This is a genomic window from Tabrizicola sp. YIM 78059 (assembly GCF_004959785.1).
GTDB classification, from domain to species: domain Bacteria; phylum Pseudomonadota; class Alphaproteobacteria; order Rhodobacterales; family Rhodobacteraceae; genus Tabrizicola; species Tabrizicola caldifontis.
The window spans coordinates 1-18,902 of sequence record NZ_SJZH01000003.1; the positions used below are offsets into that span (position 1 = coordinate 1).

The 18,902-nt window shown below is 66.1% G+C and carries 15 protein-coding genes and 1 pseudogene; 4 read left to right on the forward strand and 12 right to left on the reverse strand.

Annotation, left to right across the window (positions count from 1 at the left end; translation table 11 throughout):
• Positions 1-347, reverse strand: a pseudogene (locus EZM81_RS04665) (transposase); the annotation flags it as partial.
• A 91-nt stretch (positions 348-438) separates the two neighbouring features.
• Here EZM81_RS04665 and EZM81_RS04670 point away from each other — a divergent pair.
• Complete coding sequence (locus tag EZM81_RS04670) at positions 439-1,542, forward strand: ThuA domain-containing protein (protein WP_136644970.1); 1,104 nt, start codon at positions 439-441, stop codon at positions 1,540-1,542.
• The gene (locus EZM81_RS04675; RefSeq protein ID WP_136644971.1) at positions 1,542-2,597 is read left to right on the forward strand and encodes a Gfo/Idh/MocA family protein; all 1,056 of its coding nucleotides are present in this window, start codon (positions 1,542-1,544) and stop codon (positions 2,595-2,597) included. The genes EZM81_RS04670 and EZM81_RS04675 overlap by 1 nt, the downstream gene beginning before the upstream one ends.
• 85 nt (positions 2,598-2,682) lie before the next feature.
• Here EZM81_RS04675 and murD read toward each other — a convergent pair whose 3' ends face one another.
• The 10 genes from murD to EZM81_RS04720 all read right to left on the reverse strand — a co-directional run bounded on the left by murD (position 2,683) and on the right by EZM81_RS04720 (position 14,280).
• On the reverse strand, positions 2,683-4,089 hold the full coding sequence (gene murD, locus EZM81_RS04680; RefSeq protein WP_136644972.1) for a UDP-N-acetylmuramoyl-L-alanine--D-glutamate ligase: 1,407 nt from the start codon (positions 4,087-4,089) through the stop codon (positions 2,683-2,685).
• A 259-nt stretch (positions 4,090-4,348) separates the two neighbouring features.
• Positions 4,349-5,431 carry a phospho-N-acetylmuramoyl-pentapeptide-transferase gene (mraY, locus tag EZM81_RS04685; RefSeq protein ID WP_135451051.1) on the reverse strand — a complete coding sequence of 361 codons (1,083 nt, stop codon included), beginning with the start codon at positions 5,429-5,431 and terminating at the stop codon, positions 4,349-4,351.
• A 4-nt stretch (positions 5,432-5,435) separates the two neighbouring features.
• Positions 5,436-6,872 (reverse strand): UDP-N-acetylmuramoyl-tripeptide--D-alanyl-D-alanine ligase, encoded by a 1,437-nt coding sequence (murF, locus tag EZM81_RS04690; RefSeq protein ID WP_136644973.1) that lies wholly within the window; start codon positions 6,870-6,872, stop codon positions 5,436-5,438.
• 163 nt (positions 6,873-7,035) lie between these two features.
• Entirely contained in the window at positions 7,036-8,517 is a 1,482-nt protein-coding gene (locus tag EZM81_RS04695; protein WP_136644974.1) for a UDP-N-acetylmuramoyl-L-alanyl-D-glutamate--2,6-diaminopimelate ligase, read from the reverse strand.
• An 11-nt stretch (positions 8,518-8,528) separates the two neighbouring features.
• Complete coding sequence (locus tag EZM81_RS04700; protein WP_135451048.1) at positions 8,529-10,322, reverse strand: penicillin-binding protein 2; 1,794 nt, start codon at positions 10,320-10,322, stop codon at positions 8,529-8,531.
• Positions 10,319-10,663 (reverse strand): cell division protein FtsL, encoded by a 345-nt coding sequence (locus tag EZM81_RS04705; protein WP_135451047.1) that lies wholly within the window; start codon positions 10,661-10,663, stop codon positions 10,319-10,321. The genes EZM81_RS04700 and EZM81_RS04705 overlap by 4 nt, the downstream gene beginning before the upstream one ends.
• Entirely contained in the window at positions 10,663-11,667 is a 1,005-nt protein-coding gene (gene rsmH / locus EZM81_RS04710) for a 16S rRNA (cytosine(1402)-N(4))-methyltransferase RsmH (protein WP_136644975.1), read from the reverse strand. Before rsmH ends, EZM81_RS04705 begins: the two co-directional genes overlap by 1 nt.
• A gap of 4 nt (positions 11,668-11,671) precedes the next feature.
• On the reverse strand, positions 11,672-12,178 hold the full coding sequence (locus EZM81_RS04715) for a division/cell wall cluster transcriptional repressor MraZ (protein ID WP_135451045.1): 507 nt from the start codon (positions 12,176-12,178) through the stop codon (positions 11,672-11,674).
• 777 nt (positions 12,179-12,955) lie between these two features.
• The gene (locus tag EZM81_RS18650; protein WP_256371607.1) at positions 12,956-13,081 is read right to left on the reverse strand and encodes a hypothetical protein; all 126 of its coding nucleotides are present in this window, start codon (positions 13,079-13,081) and stop codon (positions 12,956-12,958) included.
• A 125-nt stretch (positions 13,082-13,206) separates the two neighbouring features.
• Complete coding sequence (locus EZM81_RS04720) at positions 13,207-14,280, reverse strand: Mrp/NBP35 family ATP-binding protein (protein WP_136644976.1); 1,074 nt, start codon at positions 14,278-14,280, stop codon at positions 13,207-13,209.
• A 249-nt stretch (positions 14,281-14,529) separates the two neighbouring features.
• Here EZM81_RS04720 and EZM81_RS04725 point away from each other — a divergent pair, with 249 nt between their 5' ends.
• Together EZM81_RS04725 and EZM81_RS04730 are read left to right on the forward strand one after the other, a co-directional pair.
• Positions 14,530-14,745 carry a DUF1127 domain-containing protein gene (locus tag EZM81_RS04725; protein WP_135451044.1) on the forward strand — a complete coding sequence of 72 codons (216 nt, stop codon included), beginning with the start codon at positions 14,530-14,532 and terminating at the stop codon, positions 14,743-14,745.
• Between the two features lie 448 nt (positions 14,746-15,193).
• Positions 15,194-16,333 carry a benzoate/H(+) symporter BenE family transporter gene (locus tag EZM81_RS04730; RefSeq protein WP_136644977.1) on the forward strand — a complete coding sequence of 380 codons (1,140 nt, stop codon included), beginning with the start codon at positions 15,194-15,196 and terminating at the stop codon, positions 16,331-16,333.
• Between the two features lie 48 nt (positions 16,334-16,381).
• Here EZM81_RS04730 and EZM81_RS04735 read toward each other — a convergent pair whose 3' ends face one another.
• Positions 16,382-18,760, reverse strand: coding sequence for an ATP-dependent helicase (locus EZM81_RS04735; protein WP_136644978.1), 2,379 nt, complete (start codon positions 18,758-18,760; stop codon positions 16,382-16,384).
• Positions 18,761-18,902 lie beyond the last annotated feature (142 nt).

Consider the following 18,902-nt stretch of genomic DNA (forward strand, 5'->3'; position numbering starts at 1 on the left):
GCTGAGAGATCGGGTGATCCTTCATTGCCCGCAACACCGCATCCCGCCGCGCCATCGGCGTCGTCAGGCCTCAGCCATGGTCCTCGGACCAGTGGCGTCCAATGGCTTCGATCCCAACAGATCCTTCAGAACCACGTTGTCCAGCATGGCATCCGCCAGAAGGCGCTTCAGCTTCGCGTTCTCGTCCTTGAGCTGCTTCACCCGCTTGGCATCGGACAGGTCCATCCCGCTATACTTGCCCTTGAGCTTGTAGAACGTCGCGGGGCTCAACCCGTGTTTCCGGCACAGCTCGGAGGTCGGCANATCATCCCGATAATCTGCGCCTCGGTGAAACGGCTTTTCCTCATATCGTCTGCTCCTGCTCAGGTTGGGCAGACTCTACATCACAGCGAGGGAACTTCCGGGGGGCAGGTCACAGGCTTCATCGGCAGCCCGAAGATGAACTTCCTGACCGGGAAATTCGCAGAGGCCGAAGGCTGCACCACCCTCGGGGTCTGGTCCGAACATATCGAGGTAGTGGACAACGGCCCCTGGTCGGGCGAGGTCCTGCATGTCGAGGATCTTGGCCCGGACCTCTTCCTCTTCGTGGAGATCGGCAGCGACGATTCCGTGATCGTGCGCCGATCGGACAAGACGAACATCCCGGGCAGCACGCGGGTTTCGCTTGTGCGGAAGCCTGAGCACTTGCACCGCTTCGATAAAGCAGGCTTACCCATCCGCCGAGACCCGCAAGGATTGCGCCTGAAGGAGATAATGATGACCATCCGCGTCACCGTATGGGGCGAGAACGTCCATGAACACAAGAACAAGGTGGTGGCGCAGATCTATCCTGCGACCATGCACGGCACGATTGCCGGGTTCCTGAACCGGGAAGACGGCATCTCGGCCAGCACCGTCACGCTGCAAGACCCCGAGCACGGCATGACCGCCGAAAGGCTGGCCGAAACGGATGTGCTTATCTGGTGGGGCCATGCCGCGCATGGCGATGTTGCCGATGCGGTGGTGGAACGGGTGTGCGAGGCCGTCTGGTCCGGCATGGGCGCAATCTTCCTGCATTCCGCCCATTTCGCCAAACCCTTCAAGCGGCTGATGGGCGCGCCCTGCAACCTGTCGTGGCGCGAGGCCGGCGAACGGGAGCGGATCTGGGTCACCAGCCGCCAGCACCCGATTGCCCGCGGCATCCCCGATCACTTCGAGATCGAATACGAAGAAATGTATGGCGAACCCTTCGGCGTGCCGGAACCGCTGGAAACAGTGTTCATCAGCTGGTTCCAGGGCGGCGAGGTGTTCCGCTCGGGCCTGACTTACCGGCGCGGAGCGGGAAACATCTTCTATTTCCGGCCAGGGCACGAAACCTACCCGACATACCACCAGCCCCTTGTGCAGAAGATCATCGCCAATGCCGTCCGCTGGGCGCACAACCCGGAAGGCCGGATCGCAATGCCGACCGAAGCGCCGAACCGCGCCGTGGCCAATGCGCTGGAGCCCATCGTCGAACGCGGGCCGCGGCTCCACCACGACGGCGAAGAGGGCTATCGCTGATGCAGCCCGTCAGACTTCTGATCCTCGGTACCGGCGGAATGGCGAAGAACCATGCCGAGGGCTTCACCGCCATTCCCGGCGTCCAACTGGTGGCGGGCATCGACACCCGGCCGGAACAGCTTGCGGCCTTCCAGGCGGCGCACGGCATCCCGCTTGGCTTCACCTCGATCGACGAGGCGCTGGCCTGGGGCGGGTTCGACGCGGTGACCAACGTCACCCCCGACGCCGCGCACCACGCCACGACCATGCCCTTCCTTGCGGCGGGCAAGCATGTGCTGTGCGAAAAGCCGCTTGCGACGAACGCCCGGGATGCCGAGGAAATGGCCGCAGCCGCCGCCCGGGCCGGCGTTGTGAACATGGTCAACCTCAGCTACCGCAATGTCCCCGCCCTGCAGAAGGCCGCGCAGATGGTGCGCGAGGGCGCCATCGGCGAGATCCGGCATTTCGAGGCCAGCTACCTGCAAAGCTGGCTGACCCAGCCCGCCTGGGGCCACTGGGACAGCGAACCGCAATGGCTTTGGCGGCTGTCAACGGCGCACGGTTCGAAGGGGGTTCTTGGCGACGTGGGCATCCACATCCTCGACTTCGCCACCTTCATCGCCGGGATCGAGCCGGCCGAAGTGTCCTGCCTGCTGCAAACCTTCGACAAGGCGCCGGGGGGCCGGATCGGCGACTATGTGCTGGACGCCAACGACAGCGCCACGATGCAGCTGCGCCTTGCCAACGGGGCGCTTGGAACGGTGGCCGCGACCCGCTTTGCCACCGGCCACCTGAACGACCTGCGCCTGCGGCTTTACGGCCAGACCGGCGGGCTGGAGGTGCGGTTCGAGAAGGGCGAAAGCGCGCTGCGCGCCTGCCTAGGGGACAACGTGCAGACCGGCACCTGGCACGCGGTGGCTTGCCCCCCTGTCCCCACGATCTACCAGCGTTTCATCGCCGCGATCCGCGCAGAAGGCCCGGCTGAACCCGACTTTGCCCGCGGCGCCGCCCTGCAGCGGCTGCTGGACAGGGCCGAGGCTTCGGCAGCCGAAGGTGGGCGGCTGCTAATCGTCTGAAACCACGGTTTGCGCGACCGGAGTTTTCGAAAACTCGGGTCCAGATCCTTCGACGGCTCGGGTGCGATTTCTCAAAAGAAATCGCTTACTGACCGCCGATCAGCGCCCTGACCCGCGCGGTGAAATCCTCGCCGCGCTTTTCAAAGTTCGGATACTGGTCAAAGCTGGCCGCCGCCGGAGCAAGAAGCACCACCTCGCCCGACTGCGCCTCCTCGGCCGCCCGTGCCACGGCGCGTTCCATCGTTTCGCAGATCTCGTGAGGCGTGTCGCCGATCTGCAGGGCGAAATCGCGGGCGGAATGGCCGATCAGATAGGCCTTCACCACCGACCCCATCAGAGGCCTCAGTGCCGCGATGCCGCCCTCCTTCCCCAGCCCGCCGGCGATCCAGCGGATCTTCGGGAATGCCTGCAAGGCCTTGGCTGCGCTATCGACATTGGTCGCCTTCGAATCGTTGACGAACCGCACCCCGCCGCGTTCGCCCACAAGCTGGCTGCGGTGCGGCAGACCGGGGAAGGTGTGCAGGGCCGCTTCGATCTGCCTCGGCGCCAGCCCAAGCGCCCGGCAGGCCGCATAGGCCGCGCAGGCATTCTGATGGTTGTGCGCGCCGGGCAGGCCCTTCACCTCGCGCAGGTCGATCGCCGCCACCTGCCGCCCCTTGCGCCATTCCGCAAGGAACCCCTTGCGGGCAAAGACCGACCATCCGAAGGCTTCCAGCTTCTGGCCCGAGGACACCCGGATCACCCTGTCGTCCTGCATCCCCTGCCCCAGCGCGTCGGCCAGGAAGCGGCCCTCCGTCTCGTCCACGCCGATCACCGCCCGATCCGGACCGCCCAGTGTGAAAAGCCTTGCCTTGGCGGCGAAATAGCCGCCCATGCCGCCGTGGCGGTCCAGATGGTCGGGTGAGAGATTCGTGAAAACCGCAACGTCCGGGGTCAGCGCCCGGGCCAGTTCCGTCTGGTAGGAGGAGAGTTCCAGCACGATCACCTCGCCATCCTGCGGCGGGTCGATGGACAGCACGCCCGTCCCGATATTTCCGGCCATCTGGCTGGGCCGTCCTGCCGACAGAAGGATGTGATGGATCAGCGCAGTCGTGGTGGACTTGCCATTCGATCCTGTGATCGCCACCACCTTGGGCGGGGTCTCCATCGCGCCCCAGTCAGCCCCTGCCGCACTCTGGAAGAACAGGCCGATGTCGTTATCGACGGGCACGCCCATGTCCAGCGCGCGGGCAATGATCGGGTTTGGCGCGGGATAGAGATGCGGAATGCCGGGCGAGGCCACCAGACAGGCCACGCCGTCAAGCGCGGCATTACGGGTCAGGTCGGTCAGCACGAAGCCTTCGGCCTCGGCCTTTGCCCGTGCTTCTGGGCTGTCGTCCCACAAAAGCGGCTCGGCACCTCCGGCCCGCAGCGCCGCTGCCGTGGCCAGGCCCGACCGGCCAAGACCCAGAACCGCAACCTTCGCGCCCTTGTAACCCTTGACCGGGATCATCGTCACCCCCTGCTTGACGCACCAACGGATAGGGGACCGGGATCAAAAGGAAAAGGCCCAGCGCGCCCCTGGGGGGTGCCACAGGGCGCAATCCAGGCCATGCCCCGGCGACACTGGACGCAGCCTTGTGATGGTCGAAGGCGGTCACGACCGGGGGCAGCAATGCCGAAAGACGTGCGGCAAGGCGAAGCGGCGCAGGAAACATCATTCCCCGCACCTGGCAAGACAGCTCGGCCGGGCCGGCCATGGTGGCAGGCCCCTAGCGCACCTTCAGCGTGGCCAGTCCGATCATCGCCAGGATCAGGCTGATGATCCAGAACCGGATCACGATCTGCGGCTCCGCCCAGCCCTTCTTCTCGAAATGATGGTGGATCGGCGCCATCAGGAAGATTCGCTTCTTTGTGCGCTTGTAGTAGAGCACCTGGATGATCACGCTCAGCGCCTCGACGACGAACAGGCCGCCGACGATGGCCAGCACGATCTCGTGCTTGGTGCAGACGGCAATGGCGCCCAGTGCGCCCCCAAGTGCCAGGCTTCCGGTGTCGCCCATGAACACCGCCGCCGGCGGTGCGTTGTACCACAGGAAGCCCAGCCCCGCACCGCACAGCGCGGCACAGAATACCAAGAGTTCGCCCGTTCCCGGAACGAAATGCACGTCCAGATAGGTGGTGAAGTTGGCATTGCCGACGACGTAGGCGATGACCCCCAGGGTTCCGGCCGCGATCATCACCGGCATGATCGCAAGGCCGTCCAGCCCGTCAGTCAGGTTCACCGCATTGGCCGCACCCACGATCACGATCATGCCGAAGGGCACGAAGAAAATGCCAAGATCCAGCAGCAGGTTCTTGAAGAAGGGAAAGGCCAGCTGGTTGGTCAGGTCAGCCGGATGGAACATCGAGGCCGAATAGGCCGCCAGCGCCGCGATGACCAGGCCCAGCCCCATGCGCAAACGGCCGGATACGCCCTTGGTGTTTTGCTTGGTCACCTTGGCATAGTCGTCGGCAAAGCCGATCAGCCCGAACGCCAGCGTCACCAGCAGCACGATCCAGACATACTGGTTGTCAAGCCGTGCCCAGAGAAGAGTCGAGAACAGAAGTGCCGACAGGATCAGCAGCCCCCCCATCGTCGGCGTACCCGCCTTCGAAAGATGCGACTGCGGCCCGTCATCACGGATCGGCTGACCCTTGCCCTGCTTGCGCCGCAAGAGGTCGATCAGCGGCCGTCCGAACAGAAAGCCGAAGACCAGCGCCGTGACGAAGGCCCCACCGGCGCGGAAGGTGATGTAACGGAACAGGTTGAAGACATCCCCACCGTCGGAAAACTCGGTCAGCCAGAAGAACATTCACTCAGGTCCCTTCATTCGGGGCGGCGGCCTGCCCCAGTTTGCGCAGGGCGTCAACAACCAGGCTGACCTTCGATCCCTTCGAGCCCTTGACCAGCAGGATGTCGCCTGCGTCCACCAGGCTGCGGGCCCGCGCGGCAAGATCAGAGGCACTTTCAGCCCATTCGCCGCGCTGCGGGCGAGGCAGGGCATCGTAAAGGGCGCGCATGCGCGGTCCGACGCAGTGGATGACGTGCACCGCTGACAGACCCGGATGGCGGGCGATCGCGGCATGCAGTTCCGCCTCGGTTGGGCCGAGTTCCAGCATGTCGCCAAGAATCGCGATTCGGCGGCCATCGCCGACCCGTCCGATTCCGTCGGTGGGCTTGGCAGCGATCAGCACGTCCAGCGCTGCGGCCATGGATGCCGGATTTGCGTTGAAGGCATCGTCTATCAGGTCGAAGAAGGTCTCTTCCACGATGTCCAGAACGATCCGTTCGCGCTGGCCGCGGCCGGCAGGCGGGGACCAGCGGCCAAGATCATGCGCGGCAATCATCGGATCGGCGCCCAGCGCCTCGGCCACCGCAAGCGCGCCAAGTGCGTTCAGCGCAAAATGGCGACCGGGCGAGGCGACCTTGAACAGAAAGGTCATCCCCCCGCGGCTGGCGCGACAGACGGTGGCCTCGTCCACGATCCGCGCTTCGATCAGGCGCCAGTCGGCCGCCTCGGCCTTGCCGAAGCCGACCGGCCGCGCGCCGACCGACACGGCCTTTGCGCGCAAAAGCGGGGTCCAGTCGATGTCGGCGTTGAACACCGCGGTACCCCCCGGAACAAGCCCTTCGAAGATCGAGGCCTTCTCGTGCGCGATGCCCTCGACGCTGCCGAAGGCTTCCAGATGCGCGGGGGCGACGGTCGTCACCATGGCCACGTCCAGCCGGGCCAGTCTGGCGAGCGGCGCGATCTCGCCGGGGTGGTTCATGCCGATTTCGATCACCGCATACTCGGCGTCGGCCGGCATCCGCGCCAGCGTCAGCGGCACACCCCAATGATTGTTGTAGCTGGCCTCCGCCGCATGTGTGCGTCCCTGCCCCGCAAGGATGGCGCGCAGCATCTCCTTGGTCGAGGTCTTGCCGACCGATCCGGTGATGCCAACCACGCGGGCGGTCGTCCGCGCCCGGGCAAAGGCCCCCAGCGCGCGCAGCGCCGCCATGACATCGGGAACAACCAGCAGCGGCGCCGTCGCGGCCACCCCGTCAGGGATCCGGCTGACCAGCGCGGCTGCGGCCCCCTTTTCCAGTGCCTGGGCCACAAAGTCATGCCCGTCACGCACGTCCTTCAGCGCGACGAACAGATCGCCGGGTTGCAGTGTGCGGGTGTCGATCGACACGCCCGAGGCCTGCCAGTCTCGGGTCGTCCGCCCGCCGGTCGCCCGCACAGCATCGGCAGAGGTCCAAAGCATCATCCGTCCACTCCTGCAACTTGCCCGGCCGGACGTTTTCCTCCACCCGCGTGGGGGAGGGAGAGGGCGGGGGAGGTCGCCGCATCGCAAGGGCGCTCCGCCACGGACCCCAACCCCCATCCCCTCCACGCGGGAGGGAAGGTAGGCGCGCTGATCCGGGGACGGCTCATATCACGCCATCCAGGGCCGCAACCGCGACGCTGGCCTGTTCGACATCGTCGAAAGGATAGATGTCGTTACCGACGATCTGCCCGGTCTCGTGGCCCTTACCGGCGATCAGCAGCGCATCGCCCGGTTGCAGCGCATCAACCGCCCGCAGGATCGCCTCGGCTCGGTCGCCGACCTCGTGCGCCTCGGGGCAGGCCGCCAGGATCGCGCGGCGGATCGATGCGGGATCCTCGGTGCGGGGGTTGTCATCGGTGACGTAAAGGACATCGGCATACTTGCGCGCCGCCTCGCCCATCAGCGGGCGCTTGCTCCGGTCGCGGTCGCCGCCCGCGCCGAAGACGATGACGATGCGCCCCATCACATGCGGGCGCAGCGCGCGCAGCGCCGTCTCGATCGCGTCCGGCGTATGGGCATAGTCCACATAGACCGCCGCCCCGTTCCGGCGGGTCGCGGCCAGCTGCATCCGGCCCCTGACCCCTGTCAGCCGGGGCAGCGCGGCCAACACGTCCTCGGCTGCGTCCCCCGATGCGATGGCCAGCCCCGCCGCCACGGCCACGTTCTCGGCCTGGAAGGCCCCGATCAGGTTCAGCCGGGTCTGGAAGGCACGGCCCTGCCAGAGATAGCGCACCTCCTGCCCGGTGGCATCGGGGCGCGAGGCGGCGATGCGAAGATCGGCGCCATCGCCCTTGCCAACGGTCAGGACGTGCAGCCCCCGACCGAGCGCAAGTTCCGCCATCTCCGACCCCATGGCGCCGTCAAGGTTGATGACCGCGACCCCGTCCTCGGGCAGAAGCCGGGTGAATAGCCGCGCCTTGGCCGCGAAATAGGCCTCCATCGTGCCGTGGTAGTCAAGGTGATCCTGGGTCAGGTTGGTGAACCCCGCCGCCTTCAGCCGCACCCCGTCCAGTCGGCGCTGGTCGATCCCGTGCGAGGATGCCTCCATCGCTGCGTGGGTGACGCCGTCCCGCGCCGCAGCCGCCAGAAGCTTCTGCAAGGTGATCGCATCGGGGGTCGTGTGACTTGAGGGGGCTTCCCACGCGCCTTCGATGCCCGTGGTGCCGATGTTGATCGCCGCATGGCCCAACGCCGACCAGATCTGCCGGGTGAAGGTGGCCACGGATGTCTTGCCGTTGGTGCCGGTCACCGCAACCATGGTTTCGGGCTGGGGGCCGAACCATAGCGCCGCCGCGCAGGCCAGAGCGGCGCGCGGATCTTCGGCCACGATCAGCGCTGCATCGCTTTCGGTCAGGGCCTGGGCCGCCATTCTTGCGCCCTCGGCATCGGTCAGGATCGCCACCGCCCCCTGATCCAGTGCCGCCGGAATGAAGCGTGCGCCGTGCGTCGCAGAGCCGGGAAGCGCGGCAAACAGCATTCCCGCCCGTACCGCGCGGCTGTCTGCTGTGAGTCCCGACAGCGCCGGGTCGCGACCGGCCCGGGCCGTCAGCCCGAGATCGGAAAGCCGTATCGCGCGCGCCGCCATGCCATCCCCCGTCAATTGCTGGCGGCTGTTAGCGCATCCGCAGGGGCAGGTTCAAGCTTGGGCCGAAGCCCCATCAGCGGGGCGACGCGACGGATGATTTCTGCAGCAACCGGGACGGCGGTCCAGCCCGCCGTGCGGCGGGGCTGCGACAGAGTGGTATCCGTAGGCTCATCAAGGGTGACGACCAGCACATACTGCGGGTTCGAGGCGGGAAAGACGGCGGCAAAGGTGTTGATCACCTTGTCCTTGTAGTAACCGCCGGTCCTTTTCACCTTGTCGGCGGTACCGGTCTTGCCGGCAACCTCGTAGCCCGGCACCTCGCCAAGTGAAGCCGTGCCTTCAGTAACCACCCGCCGAAGCATCTTGACCGATTCCATCGCGGTCTTCTCGCTCATCACGCGCACGCCGGTCGTCGGACCCTCGCGCTTCAGGAGTGTCGGCTTGATCATCACGCCACCGTTGGCAATGGCGGCATAGGCAGCGGCCAGATGCATCGGGCTGGCCGACATGCCATGCCCGTATGACGTGGTGATGGTCACGATCTCGGTCCAGCGCTTGGGGATCAGCGGGCGCGCACCCGGGGCCTCGACAAGTTCCAGCGGCGTCGGGTCGAAAAAGCCCAGAGATTTCAGGAATGCCTGCTGGCGCAAGGGGCCGATCATGAGCGCGATATGCGACGTGCCGACGTTCGACGACTTCGCAATGACATCGGTCACCGACAGCAGGGGCCCGTAGTTCTTGTTCTCGAACTCCTTGATACGGTGTTTGCCCCACACCATCGGCGCATTGGCATCGACCATCGTTTCGGGCGTGACAAGGCCCAGTTCCATTGCCTGCGCCGCCGCAAAGATCTTGAAGGTCGAGCCGAGCTCGTAAACACCCTGCACCGCGCGGTTGAACAGCGGGCTGTCCCCGGGCTCGGCATTCCTGTCCGCCAGCGGATTGGGCCGGTTGTTCGGATCGAAATTCGGCAGCGAGGCCAGCGCCAGAACCTCGCCAGTGCGCGCATCCATCAGGATCGCGGCCGCACCCTTGGCGTTCAGCATGGCCATGCCGGCACCCAGCACCTCTTCCACCGTGGCCTGAAGCGAAAGGTCGATCGACAGCATCAGTGGCTCGCCCCCCCGCGCCGGATCGCGCAACCGCGCGTCCATTGCCTTCTCGATGCCCGCCGTGCCGATGACCTCGGCCGAATGAACCCCTTCGGCCCCGAAAGACGCTCCGCCCAGAACATGTGCAGCCAGGGTTCCATTCGGGTAAAGCCGCATCTCGCGCGGGCCGAACAGAAGGCCGGGATCGCCGATTTCGTGCACCAGCTGCATCTGTTCGGGGCTGAGAACCCGCTTGATCCAGACAAAGCTGCGCCCGTCGGTGAAACGCCGCTCCAGGGCAGCAGGGTCAAGATCGGGGAAGATCTCGGCCAGCTTTTTCGCCGTGCCCTTGGGATCGACCATGACCTTCGGATGCGCATAAAGCGCGTGCGTGGTCATGTTCGTCGCGAGGATCCTGCCGTTGCGGTCGGTGATGTCGGCACGCTGAGCCACAATCTCGGCCCCTGGGGCGCGGGCGCGCGGCTCTGTCGGAACGGCGGCTGCCATCAGCCCCATGCGGGTACCGATGGCGCCGAAGGCCAGGATGAAACTGAGGCAAAGGATCAGCAGACGGAATTCGGCACGTCCGCGCGACTTTTCGCGCATTGCCTCATGGCGCAGGCGCAGATTCTCGCGTTCGATCTGATCAGGGTTCAGACCGTCCTCGCGGGCCTGAAGAACGCGGGCAAGCGGGCGAAGCGGTGTGCGCATCACAGACCCTCCCCACTGGCCTGGGTGTCGGTGGTGAAGCTGATCTCGGGCAGGCGGGCGCGCGGATAGGCGACCTGTGCGGCGCTGCCGAACTGGGTGGGCTCCATCGGCAGCAGCCCCAGCCGGTCGAAGTTCACGGTGGCCAGTTCGCGCAGACGGTCGGGCCGGTTAAGATAGGCCCATTCCGCCCGCTGGATCGCCAGCGCCTCGCGCAGGCCGGCGATTTCGCGTTGCAGGGCCTGCACCTCTTTCAGTGCGGCCTGGGTGGCATAATTCTCGCGGTAGGCCCAGAAGCCCAGCGCGATCAGGGCAAGGAAGCTGAGAACGTAAAGCACGGGTCGCATCAGCGGCGTCCTTTCGGTCGCAGGTCGGTAAGGCCTAGATCGGCCGCAGGAATGGATTTCGCGGGCGCTGCGGTGCGCCGCGCGATGCGCAGTCTGGCCGAGCGCGCCCGGGGATTTCGGGCGATCTCGGCCTCGTCGGGAGCAATGGCGCGGCGGGTCACCAGATCGAACCGCGGTGCCTCGGCGGACCGGGCCGGGGCGTAGCGGTTGGCGTTGGCCTCATGCCCGCTGGCCAGTTGCAGGAAACGCTTGACGATCCGGTCTTCAAGGCTGTGGAAGGTCACGACAGCTAGAAGACCGCCGGACTTCAACGCCCGTTCTGCCGCTGCAAGTCCTTCGGCAAGCTGGGAAAATTCGGCGTTCACGGCAATGCGGATCGCCTGGAAGCTGCGCGTCGCGGGGTGGCTTTGCCCGGGCTTGGGGCGCGGCAGGCATTTCGCCACGATCTCGGCCAGACGGGCGGTCGTCACGATCGGTTCCACCGCCCGCGCGGCCACGATCGCACGGGCGATCCGGCGGGCGGCGCGTTCCTCGCCGTAGTGGAACAGAATGTCCGCCAGAACGGCCTCGTCAGCCGAATTCACCAGATCGGCCGCGCTCTGGCCCTGCTGGCTCATCCGCATGTCCAGCGGCCCGTCCCGCAGAAAGGAAAATCCCCGTTCCGGCAGGTCGAGCTGCATCGAGCTTACGCCAAGATCCAGCACCACACCGTCCAGCGGCTCGCCCGCAAGGGTGTCGAGGTCGGAAAACGTGCCCTCGACCAGGCGGACCCTGTCGCCCCAGGGCGCCGCCCAGTCGGCGGCCATCCTGAGGGCCAGGGGGTCACGGTCGATGCCGATCACCCGCTCGGCACCGGCCTGAAGCAGGGCGCGCGTGTATCCGCCCGCCCCCAGCGTCCCGTCCAGCCAGACACCCCGGATCGGCACACATTCCCGCAGGATCGCGTCAATCAGGACCGGAATGTGCGGGGTATCGCTCGGGTGGCCTGGCAGCGGACCCTGCATCTGGCTACCCCGTCCGCCTGTGCCGCCCGACAAGGGTCAGCGGATCGATGTCGTCGTCGTCTTCCTCGGCCAGTTCAGCCTCGTAGACTTCCTTGCGGTACAGACGGAAGCGGTTGGTAAAACCGGCAAAGGCGGCCTCGCCGCCGCCGGCCAAGTCATCGCCGTGAAAGCCCATCTTCTCGCGCACCTTCTGCGGCAGGACGATGCGCCCTTCGCCATCGACCTCGACCATGACCGACCGGCTGATCAGGTCGCGTTCGGCCCGAATGCGTTCGGGCGAGCCCATCTCCATCGCCTCGATGTCCTCGGCAAGCCGGTCGGCGCCGCGTTTGGAATAGCATTCGACGAAATTCCGCGATTTGCCGCCATAGACCATGTAGAGGCGCACGCCGCCCTTTTCGCCCCGCTCGGGGTCATCTGCCGCCAGGATGGCGCGGAAGGCGGCCGGGATCGAGACCCGGGCCTTGGCATCTACCTTCTGGTAGAATTCGCCTCTGAACGCCTCTGCCATCGCCTTTCGGCCTTCACCAAACCTGTTCACGGCCCGGAAATGGAAAAGGCGGATCGGGTTGCTGCCACTACCCGATCCGCCGCTGTCCCATCGCTGGGCGTCCAGCTACGCGCGCCACCTGGGGGAGATGTCTGCTCGCTCGCGCGCCGGATCTCTGTCGTCCGATGAAAGGGGCTGCCTGTATGAAGCTGCCTTACGCCTTGTTCGGGGTCTTTAGCCGCCCCTGCTGTTCACTGCCCATCTCATCGCCGTGAGAACAAGGTGCATGGGATAAGATGGGAAATCAAGGGAAAAGTTGGGAGCCGATGGGCAACATCTTGCGGCTGACGCATAGGAAAAACAGCATGTGGTGTCCATCTCATCCATTGGCGGTCCAACTTATAGCAAGGAAGCCAAGGTAAACCCGCTATATTTTGTGGTCGCATCGCGCCCAATAACAGTCCCGTGAATTTCCGCCAGATCCCGCGCCAAGTCCTGAATCGCCGTTCAAATCGCGGAAATTCGCGGCGATGGTGGCTGACATCATGCCGGGAAACCAGAACGAATCAAGCTCATCCCATGATTTCCCATGCACAACGATTCGAAATGCCCACGCATCGGGAAGGGCGCGCCGCCATCACAGCGCGGGATCGGGTGTCGAGACCGCCCATCCAGCCCGAACGGGTCGGCCAGAGGTCCGCGGGCATCGCCCCAGAAGTCGCGCCGGAAGGGGGCTAACACCTTGCGGCCGGCCGCAACTGCCCGGCCCCACCCGACCTGCCGATACGGCAAGGCCGGCTAAAGATGCCCGCGCAGGACCGAACCGGTTCCGTGAGGGGCTGGTGCCATCATGTCGTTGTCGGCCAGCATCAGCACGGCACCGTCGATCTCGACCTGGGCATGCGAATTGCTAAGGCTGGCCATCAAGGAAATCCGACCGATATCGCTGGCCGCGAAGGCCTCCACATGGAAACCAGCGGCTTCACCAGCCTGCAGGGCAGGGCCAGGCATGGGATCGCGCCCCGCACAGCTCCGCGCCAGGCGAGCGATCAGCCCATGCCACCTGCGATCAGCCGGTCGGCCAGCGCAAGATAGGGCTGCGCCAGGGGGCTGTCGGTCGCGGCAATCGGCGTGCCGCTGTCGCCGGCCACCCGCACGTCCAGCGCGAGCGGCAGCTCGCCCAGGAAGGGCAGGTCCAGCTTCCGCGCCTCGGCCGCGACCCCGCCATGGCCGAAGATATGGCTTTCGTGGCCGCAGTTCGGGCACACGAAGGTGGACATGTTCTCGACCAGCCCCAGGACCGGGGTCTTCAGCTTGGCAAACATGTCCAGCGCCTTGCGCGCGTCGAGAAGTGCCACGTCCTGCGGCGTGGAGACCACGATCGCCCCGGTCAGATGCGTGCGCTGGCACAAGGTCAGTTGCACGTCGCCTGTCCCCGGCGGCAGGTCGATGATCAGCACGTCCAGCTTCCCCCAGGCCACCTGCCCCAGAAGCTGCTGCAGCGCCCCCATCAGCATCGGGCCGCGCCAGACCACGGCCTCGTCCTCCTTCAGCATCAGGCCGATCGACATCATGGTCACGCCATGCGCAACCAGGGGTTCGATGGTCTTGCCGTCAGGGCTCGAGGGCCTCCGGTTCACACCCATCATCTTCGGCTGGCTCGGCCCGTAGATGTCGGCGTCGAGAAGCCCCACCCGCCGCCCCCGCCGCGCCAGCGCCACCGCCAGGTTCGAAGCCACCGTGGATTTTCCAACCCCCCCCTTGCCGCTGGCGATCGCAATGATCCGGTCGATGCCGGAAATCCGCTGCGGCCCGCCCTGATGCGGCGTCGGGTGCTGTCCGATCTTCAGGCTGGGCGGCGCGGCCTTGGGCGCCGGACCATGGGCGGTCATGACGATCTGCACCGCCTCGACCCCCGGCAGCGCCCGCAGACGCGCCTCGGCCTCGGCCTGCGCAGGGGCCAGGGCGCGCGCCTCATCGGGCGTGGCCGCCTCGATCACGAAGCGCACGGTGCCGCCCTCGACCGAAAGCGCGCGAATCAGATCCCGGCCGACCAGATCGCCTCCGCCTGGATGGGCAACACCGGACAGAACCTGCATCACCGCCGCCCGATCGACCGCCATCATTTCCTCCGCTGCACAGTCTTTCCGCGTAAGGTCGTGATCTTTGTGCACAGAGGCAAGGGGTGTTTACCATTTGCTCAAAATTCCGGCGAAGCGCTTAATAAGGAATGACATTTCTGTGACCAGAGCCATGCGGATGCTGCATGGCGGCATTGCGGCCCGGCGCTATTGTGCAGGTGCAGCATCTGGCCCATGTTACCGGCAACAGAGCGACAGAACGTTGCCGACGAACTGCAAGAGGCTAGAGACATGGCTTACGTCAACACGACCCGCGTCGCCCGCAGGGGCCTTATGGACCGCCTGGTGGCGTTGAAGGATAGCATGGCGGCCGCTATCAACAGCCGTCAGGTCTATCTGCGCACGGTGGCCGAACTGAACGCGCTTACCGACCGTGAACTGGCCGATCTGGGCATCGCCCGCATCTCGATCCCCGAGATCGCCCGCGAAGCCGCCTACGGCAAATAGGTTTTCGTCAGGCCCCCTCCTCCTCCCTGGGGCTTGTGCGATCAGCGGCGATGCCCTCCTCCTCCCTGGCATCGCCGCCCCTTTACACCGGGGCAAAACGCCCCACATGATCGGGTGACCCTTTCCTCCTCCCTGGGGTCATCTGAACGCGGCGGCCCCTCCCCTCCTCCCTCGGGCCGCCGCAAAAACCCTTGGGTCGCCATGGCCCACGGCTGTTGGACGCCCCTCCTCCTCCCTGGGCGTTCGATACCGCGGCGGTGCCACTCCTCCTCCCTGGCACCGCCGCTCCTTCAGGGGCGGCCACCCCACACGGACCGGACACCCCCCTCGCTTGGTGTCTGTGATGCAGCGCCGGCTCCTCTCCTCCTCCCTGGCACCGCCGCCCCTGCATCCTCTTGCGCATCCCTGCCCTGCACCGGATAGTCCGCCGACCGGAACTGGGGGCACGATGCGGCTATCGGTGATCTCGGCGGCTGCCGTGGCGGCACTGGTCGGATACGCGGCAAGCGTTGCCATCGTGCTTGCAGCGGCGACTGCACTGGGGGCCACGCCTGCGCAGACGGCCAGCTGGCTGCTGGCCGTGTCGATCGGCAAGGCCGCAGGCTCTGCTTTCCTGTCCTGGCAGTCCCATGTGCCGATGGTCCTTGCCTGGTCCACCCCCGGTGCCGCGCTGATCGCAGCCACCTCCGGCATCAGCCTGGCCGAGGGGGTCGGGGCCTTCGTCGTCGCGGCCCTATTGATCGCCGCGACCGGCCTGATCCGCCCGCTGGGGGCTTTGGTCGCGCGCATCCCCGACGGGATCGCCGCGGGCATGCTGGCGGGGGTTCTGCTTCCCTTCTGCCTGAAAGGCGCCGTTGCGGTCGAGGCCCTGCCGGTGGTCGTTCTTCCCATGGTCGCCGTCTTCCTGGCCGTGCGGCTGGCAAATCCGGCAATGGCCGTGCTTGCCGCCTTTGCCGCAGGCATGGTTCCGTCGCTTCTGACGGGAACAGACCTTGGCGCGCTCAGCCCTGCCTCGCCAATGCTGGAGCCGGTCCTGCCCGAATTCCGCCTGCCGGTCATCCTTGGCCTCGGCCTGCCCCTGTATCTGGTGACAATGGCCAGTCAGAATCTGCCCGGCTTCGCAACCCTGCGCGCCGCGGGGTATGAGCCGCCTGTAGGCCCTGCACTGACAGTCACCGGCCTGATCTCGGCCCTCACCGCACCCTTCGGCGCCCATACCGTCAGCATGGCGGCGATCACCGCCGCAATCTGCCTCGGCCCGGATGTCCACCCCGACCCCGGCCGCCGGTGGATCGTCGGGCTGGCCTATGCGGCCGCCTGGGTCATCCTCGGGCTGCTCAGCCCCACGGTGCTGCAACTTCTCGCCTTGCTGCCCGGCCCCATGGTTCTGGCGCTGGTGGCACTTGCGTTGCTGGGGCCGCTTGCGGGCGCGCTTGCCGGCGCCTTTGCCCGGCCCGAACAGCGCTTTGCAGCGACGACGACCCTTGCCGTCACCGCATCGGGTGTCGCCGCCCTCGGGATCGGCGCCGCCTTCTGGGGGCTGGCGGCCGGCATCGCGGTGCTGCTTCTGGACCGGCTCCGGCGTTAGACCCCTTGGCCCAGGGTCTGCGCATTCCCTGCGGGATTCCGGCCAGACTCAGAACGGGACGTCGTCCATCCGATCCGGCACCTGATCGGCCGGGATCACCCACCGCGCGACCACCTTCTTTGTCCCTGCGTGATCGAACTCGATGTCGAGCTTGTCGCCCTCGATGCCCATGATCTCGCCATAGCCGAACTTCTGGTGGAACACCCGGTCGCCCAGAACGTAGGGCGAGGCCGCCTCCATGTCGATCACCACATGCCGCGCCTCCTGCGGCTGGCGCATCGGGCGCGAGGACTGGTTTTCCTGCAATCGTCGCCAGCCGGGGGAATTATACACGTCGGCCTTCGAGACCCGCTCCTCGAAACTCGAGCCGAAGCCCACCTGCGCTGCCGCCCCGTAGCCGCCGCCATACAGGCCAGGGGCGGTAAGCACCTCGACATGTTCGGCAGGCAGCTCGTCGATGAAGCGGCTGGGCAGCTGCGACTGCCACTGGCCATAGACCCGGCGGTTGGAGGCAAAGCTGATCGTGCACAGCCGTTCCGCCCGGGTAATGCCGACATAGGCCAGCCGCCGCTCTTCCTCCAGCCCCTTCACGCCCTGCTCGTCCATGCTGCGCTGGGAGGGGAAGAGCCCGTCTTCCCATCCCGGAAGGAACACGACCGGAAATTCCAGCCCCTTGGCGGCGTGGAGCGTCATGATCGTGACTTTCTCCTCAACGCTCTCGGTGTCGTTGTCCATGATCAGGCTGACGTGTTCCAGGAACCCTTGCAGGTTGTCGAACTGCTCCAGCGCCTTGATCAGTTCCTTCAGGTTGTCCAACCGTCCCGGCGCCTCCGGTGTCTTGTCGTTCTGCCACATCCCCGTATAGCCGGATTCGTCCAGGATGGTTTCAGCCAGCCGGATGTGGTCGTATTCCGGGTGCAGCGTCACCTGATGCCAGCGGTCAACCGCATCGACGAAGATCCGCAACTGCGCCGCGCCCTTGCCGCTCACTACGCCCTTCGCCAATGCCTCGCGCGCGCCGTCCAGCAGCGATACCCCCGATTCGCGCGCCAGCACGTTGATCTTGGCCTGCGCAGTGTCGCCAAGGCCGCGCTTGGGCAGGTTCACCACCCGCTCGAAGGCCAGATCGTCCTCGGGGCTGACCGCCAGCCGGAAATAGGCCATCGCATCGCGGATTTCCTGCCGTTCGTAGAACCGCGGCCCACCGATCACGCGATAGGGCAGGCCGATGGTCAGGAACCGGTCCTCGAAGGCCCGCATCTGGTGGCTGGCACGCACAAGGATCGCCTGATGGTTCAGATCCACCGGGTCCATCCCCCGCGTCCCGCGCTGGATGGCCTCGATCTCCTCGCCGATCCAGCGCGCCTCTTCCTCGCCATCCCAGTGACCGATCAGCCGGACCTTCTCTCCCAGGCTGCCGGCTGTCCATAGGGTCTTTCCCAGGCGCCCGTTGTTTCGCGCGATCACCCCCGATGCGGCGCCGAGGATATGGCCGGTCGAGCGGTAGTTCTGTTCCAGCCGGATCACCTGCGCGCCGGGGAAATCCTTCTCGAAGCGCAGGATGTTGCCGACCTCTGCCCCGCGCCAGCCGTAGATCGACTGGTCGTCATCGCCCACGCAGCAGATGTTGCGATGCGCCTGCGCCAGCAGCCTCAGCCACAGATACTGGGCGACGTTGGTGTCCTGATACTCGTCCACCAGAATATAGCGGAACCAGCGCTGATACTGTTCCAGCACGTCCGGATGGGTCTGGAAGATCGTCACGCAATGCAAGAGAAGGTCGCCGAAATCGACCGCGTTCAGGGTCTTGAGGCGGTCCTGATAGGCTGCGTAAAGCTCGGTTCCGCGGTTGTTGTAGGCCCCGGCCTCGGATGACGGCACCTTTTCGGGCAGCCAGGCCCGGTTCTTCCAGCTGTCGATCAGACCGGCAAGCAGCCGCGCGGGCCAGCGCTTTTCGTCGATGTTGGCGGCCTGCACCAACTGCTTCAGCAGCCGCACCTGATCGTCGGTATCCAGAATGGTGAAATTCGGCTTCAGCCCGACCAGTTCGGCGTTCCGCCGCAGGATCTTCACGCTGAGCGAATGGAAGGTGCCCATCCAGGCCATACCTTCGGCCACCTCGCCCAGCATCCGCCCCACCCTCTCCTTCATCTCGCGGGCGGCCTTGTTGGTGAATGTCACGGCCAGGATCTCGTTCGGCCGGGCCCGGCGCCGGTGCAGAAGATGCACGATCCGGGCGGTCAATGCCCTGGTCTTGCCGGTGCCGGCCCCCGCCAGCATCAGCACGGGGCCGTCCAGCGCCTCGACGGCCGCACGCTGGGCGGGGTTCAGGTCATCTAGGTAGGGCGCGCCCCGCCCCGCCAGCGCACGCTGCGACAGCGGGATCGCCGCCCCCTCGAAGGCCTGATCTTCATCCATTCCGGTCATGGCCCGCAGTATATACAGACCAGCCAGCAGGGAAAGGCCCGCGTTCGCGGAATGTTCAGCACCTTCGGCATCGGGATGTTTGCGCTAACAGTTCCCCGCACCATCAAGTCGCATTTCCACACGAAAACGGCGGCATTGTCCC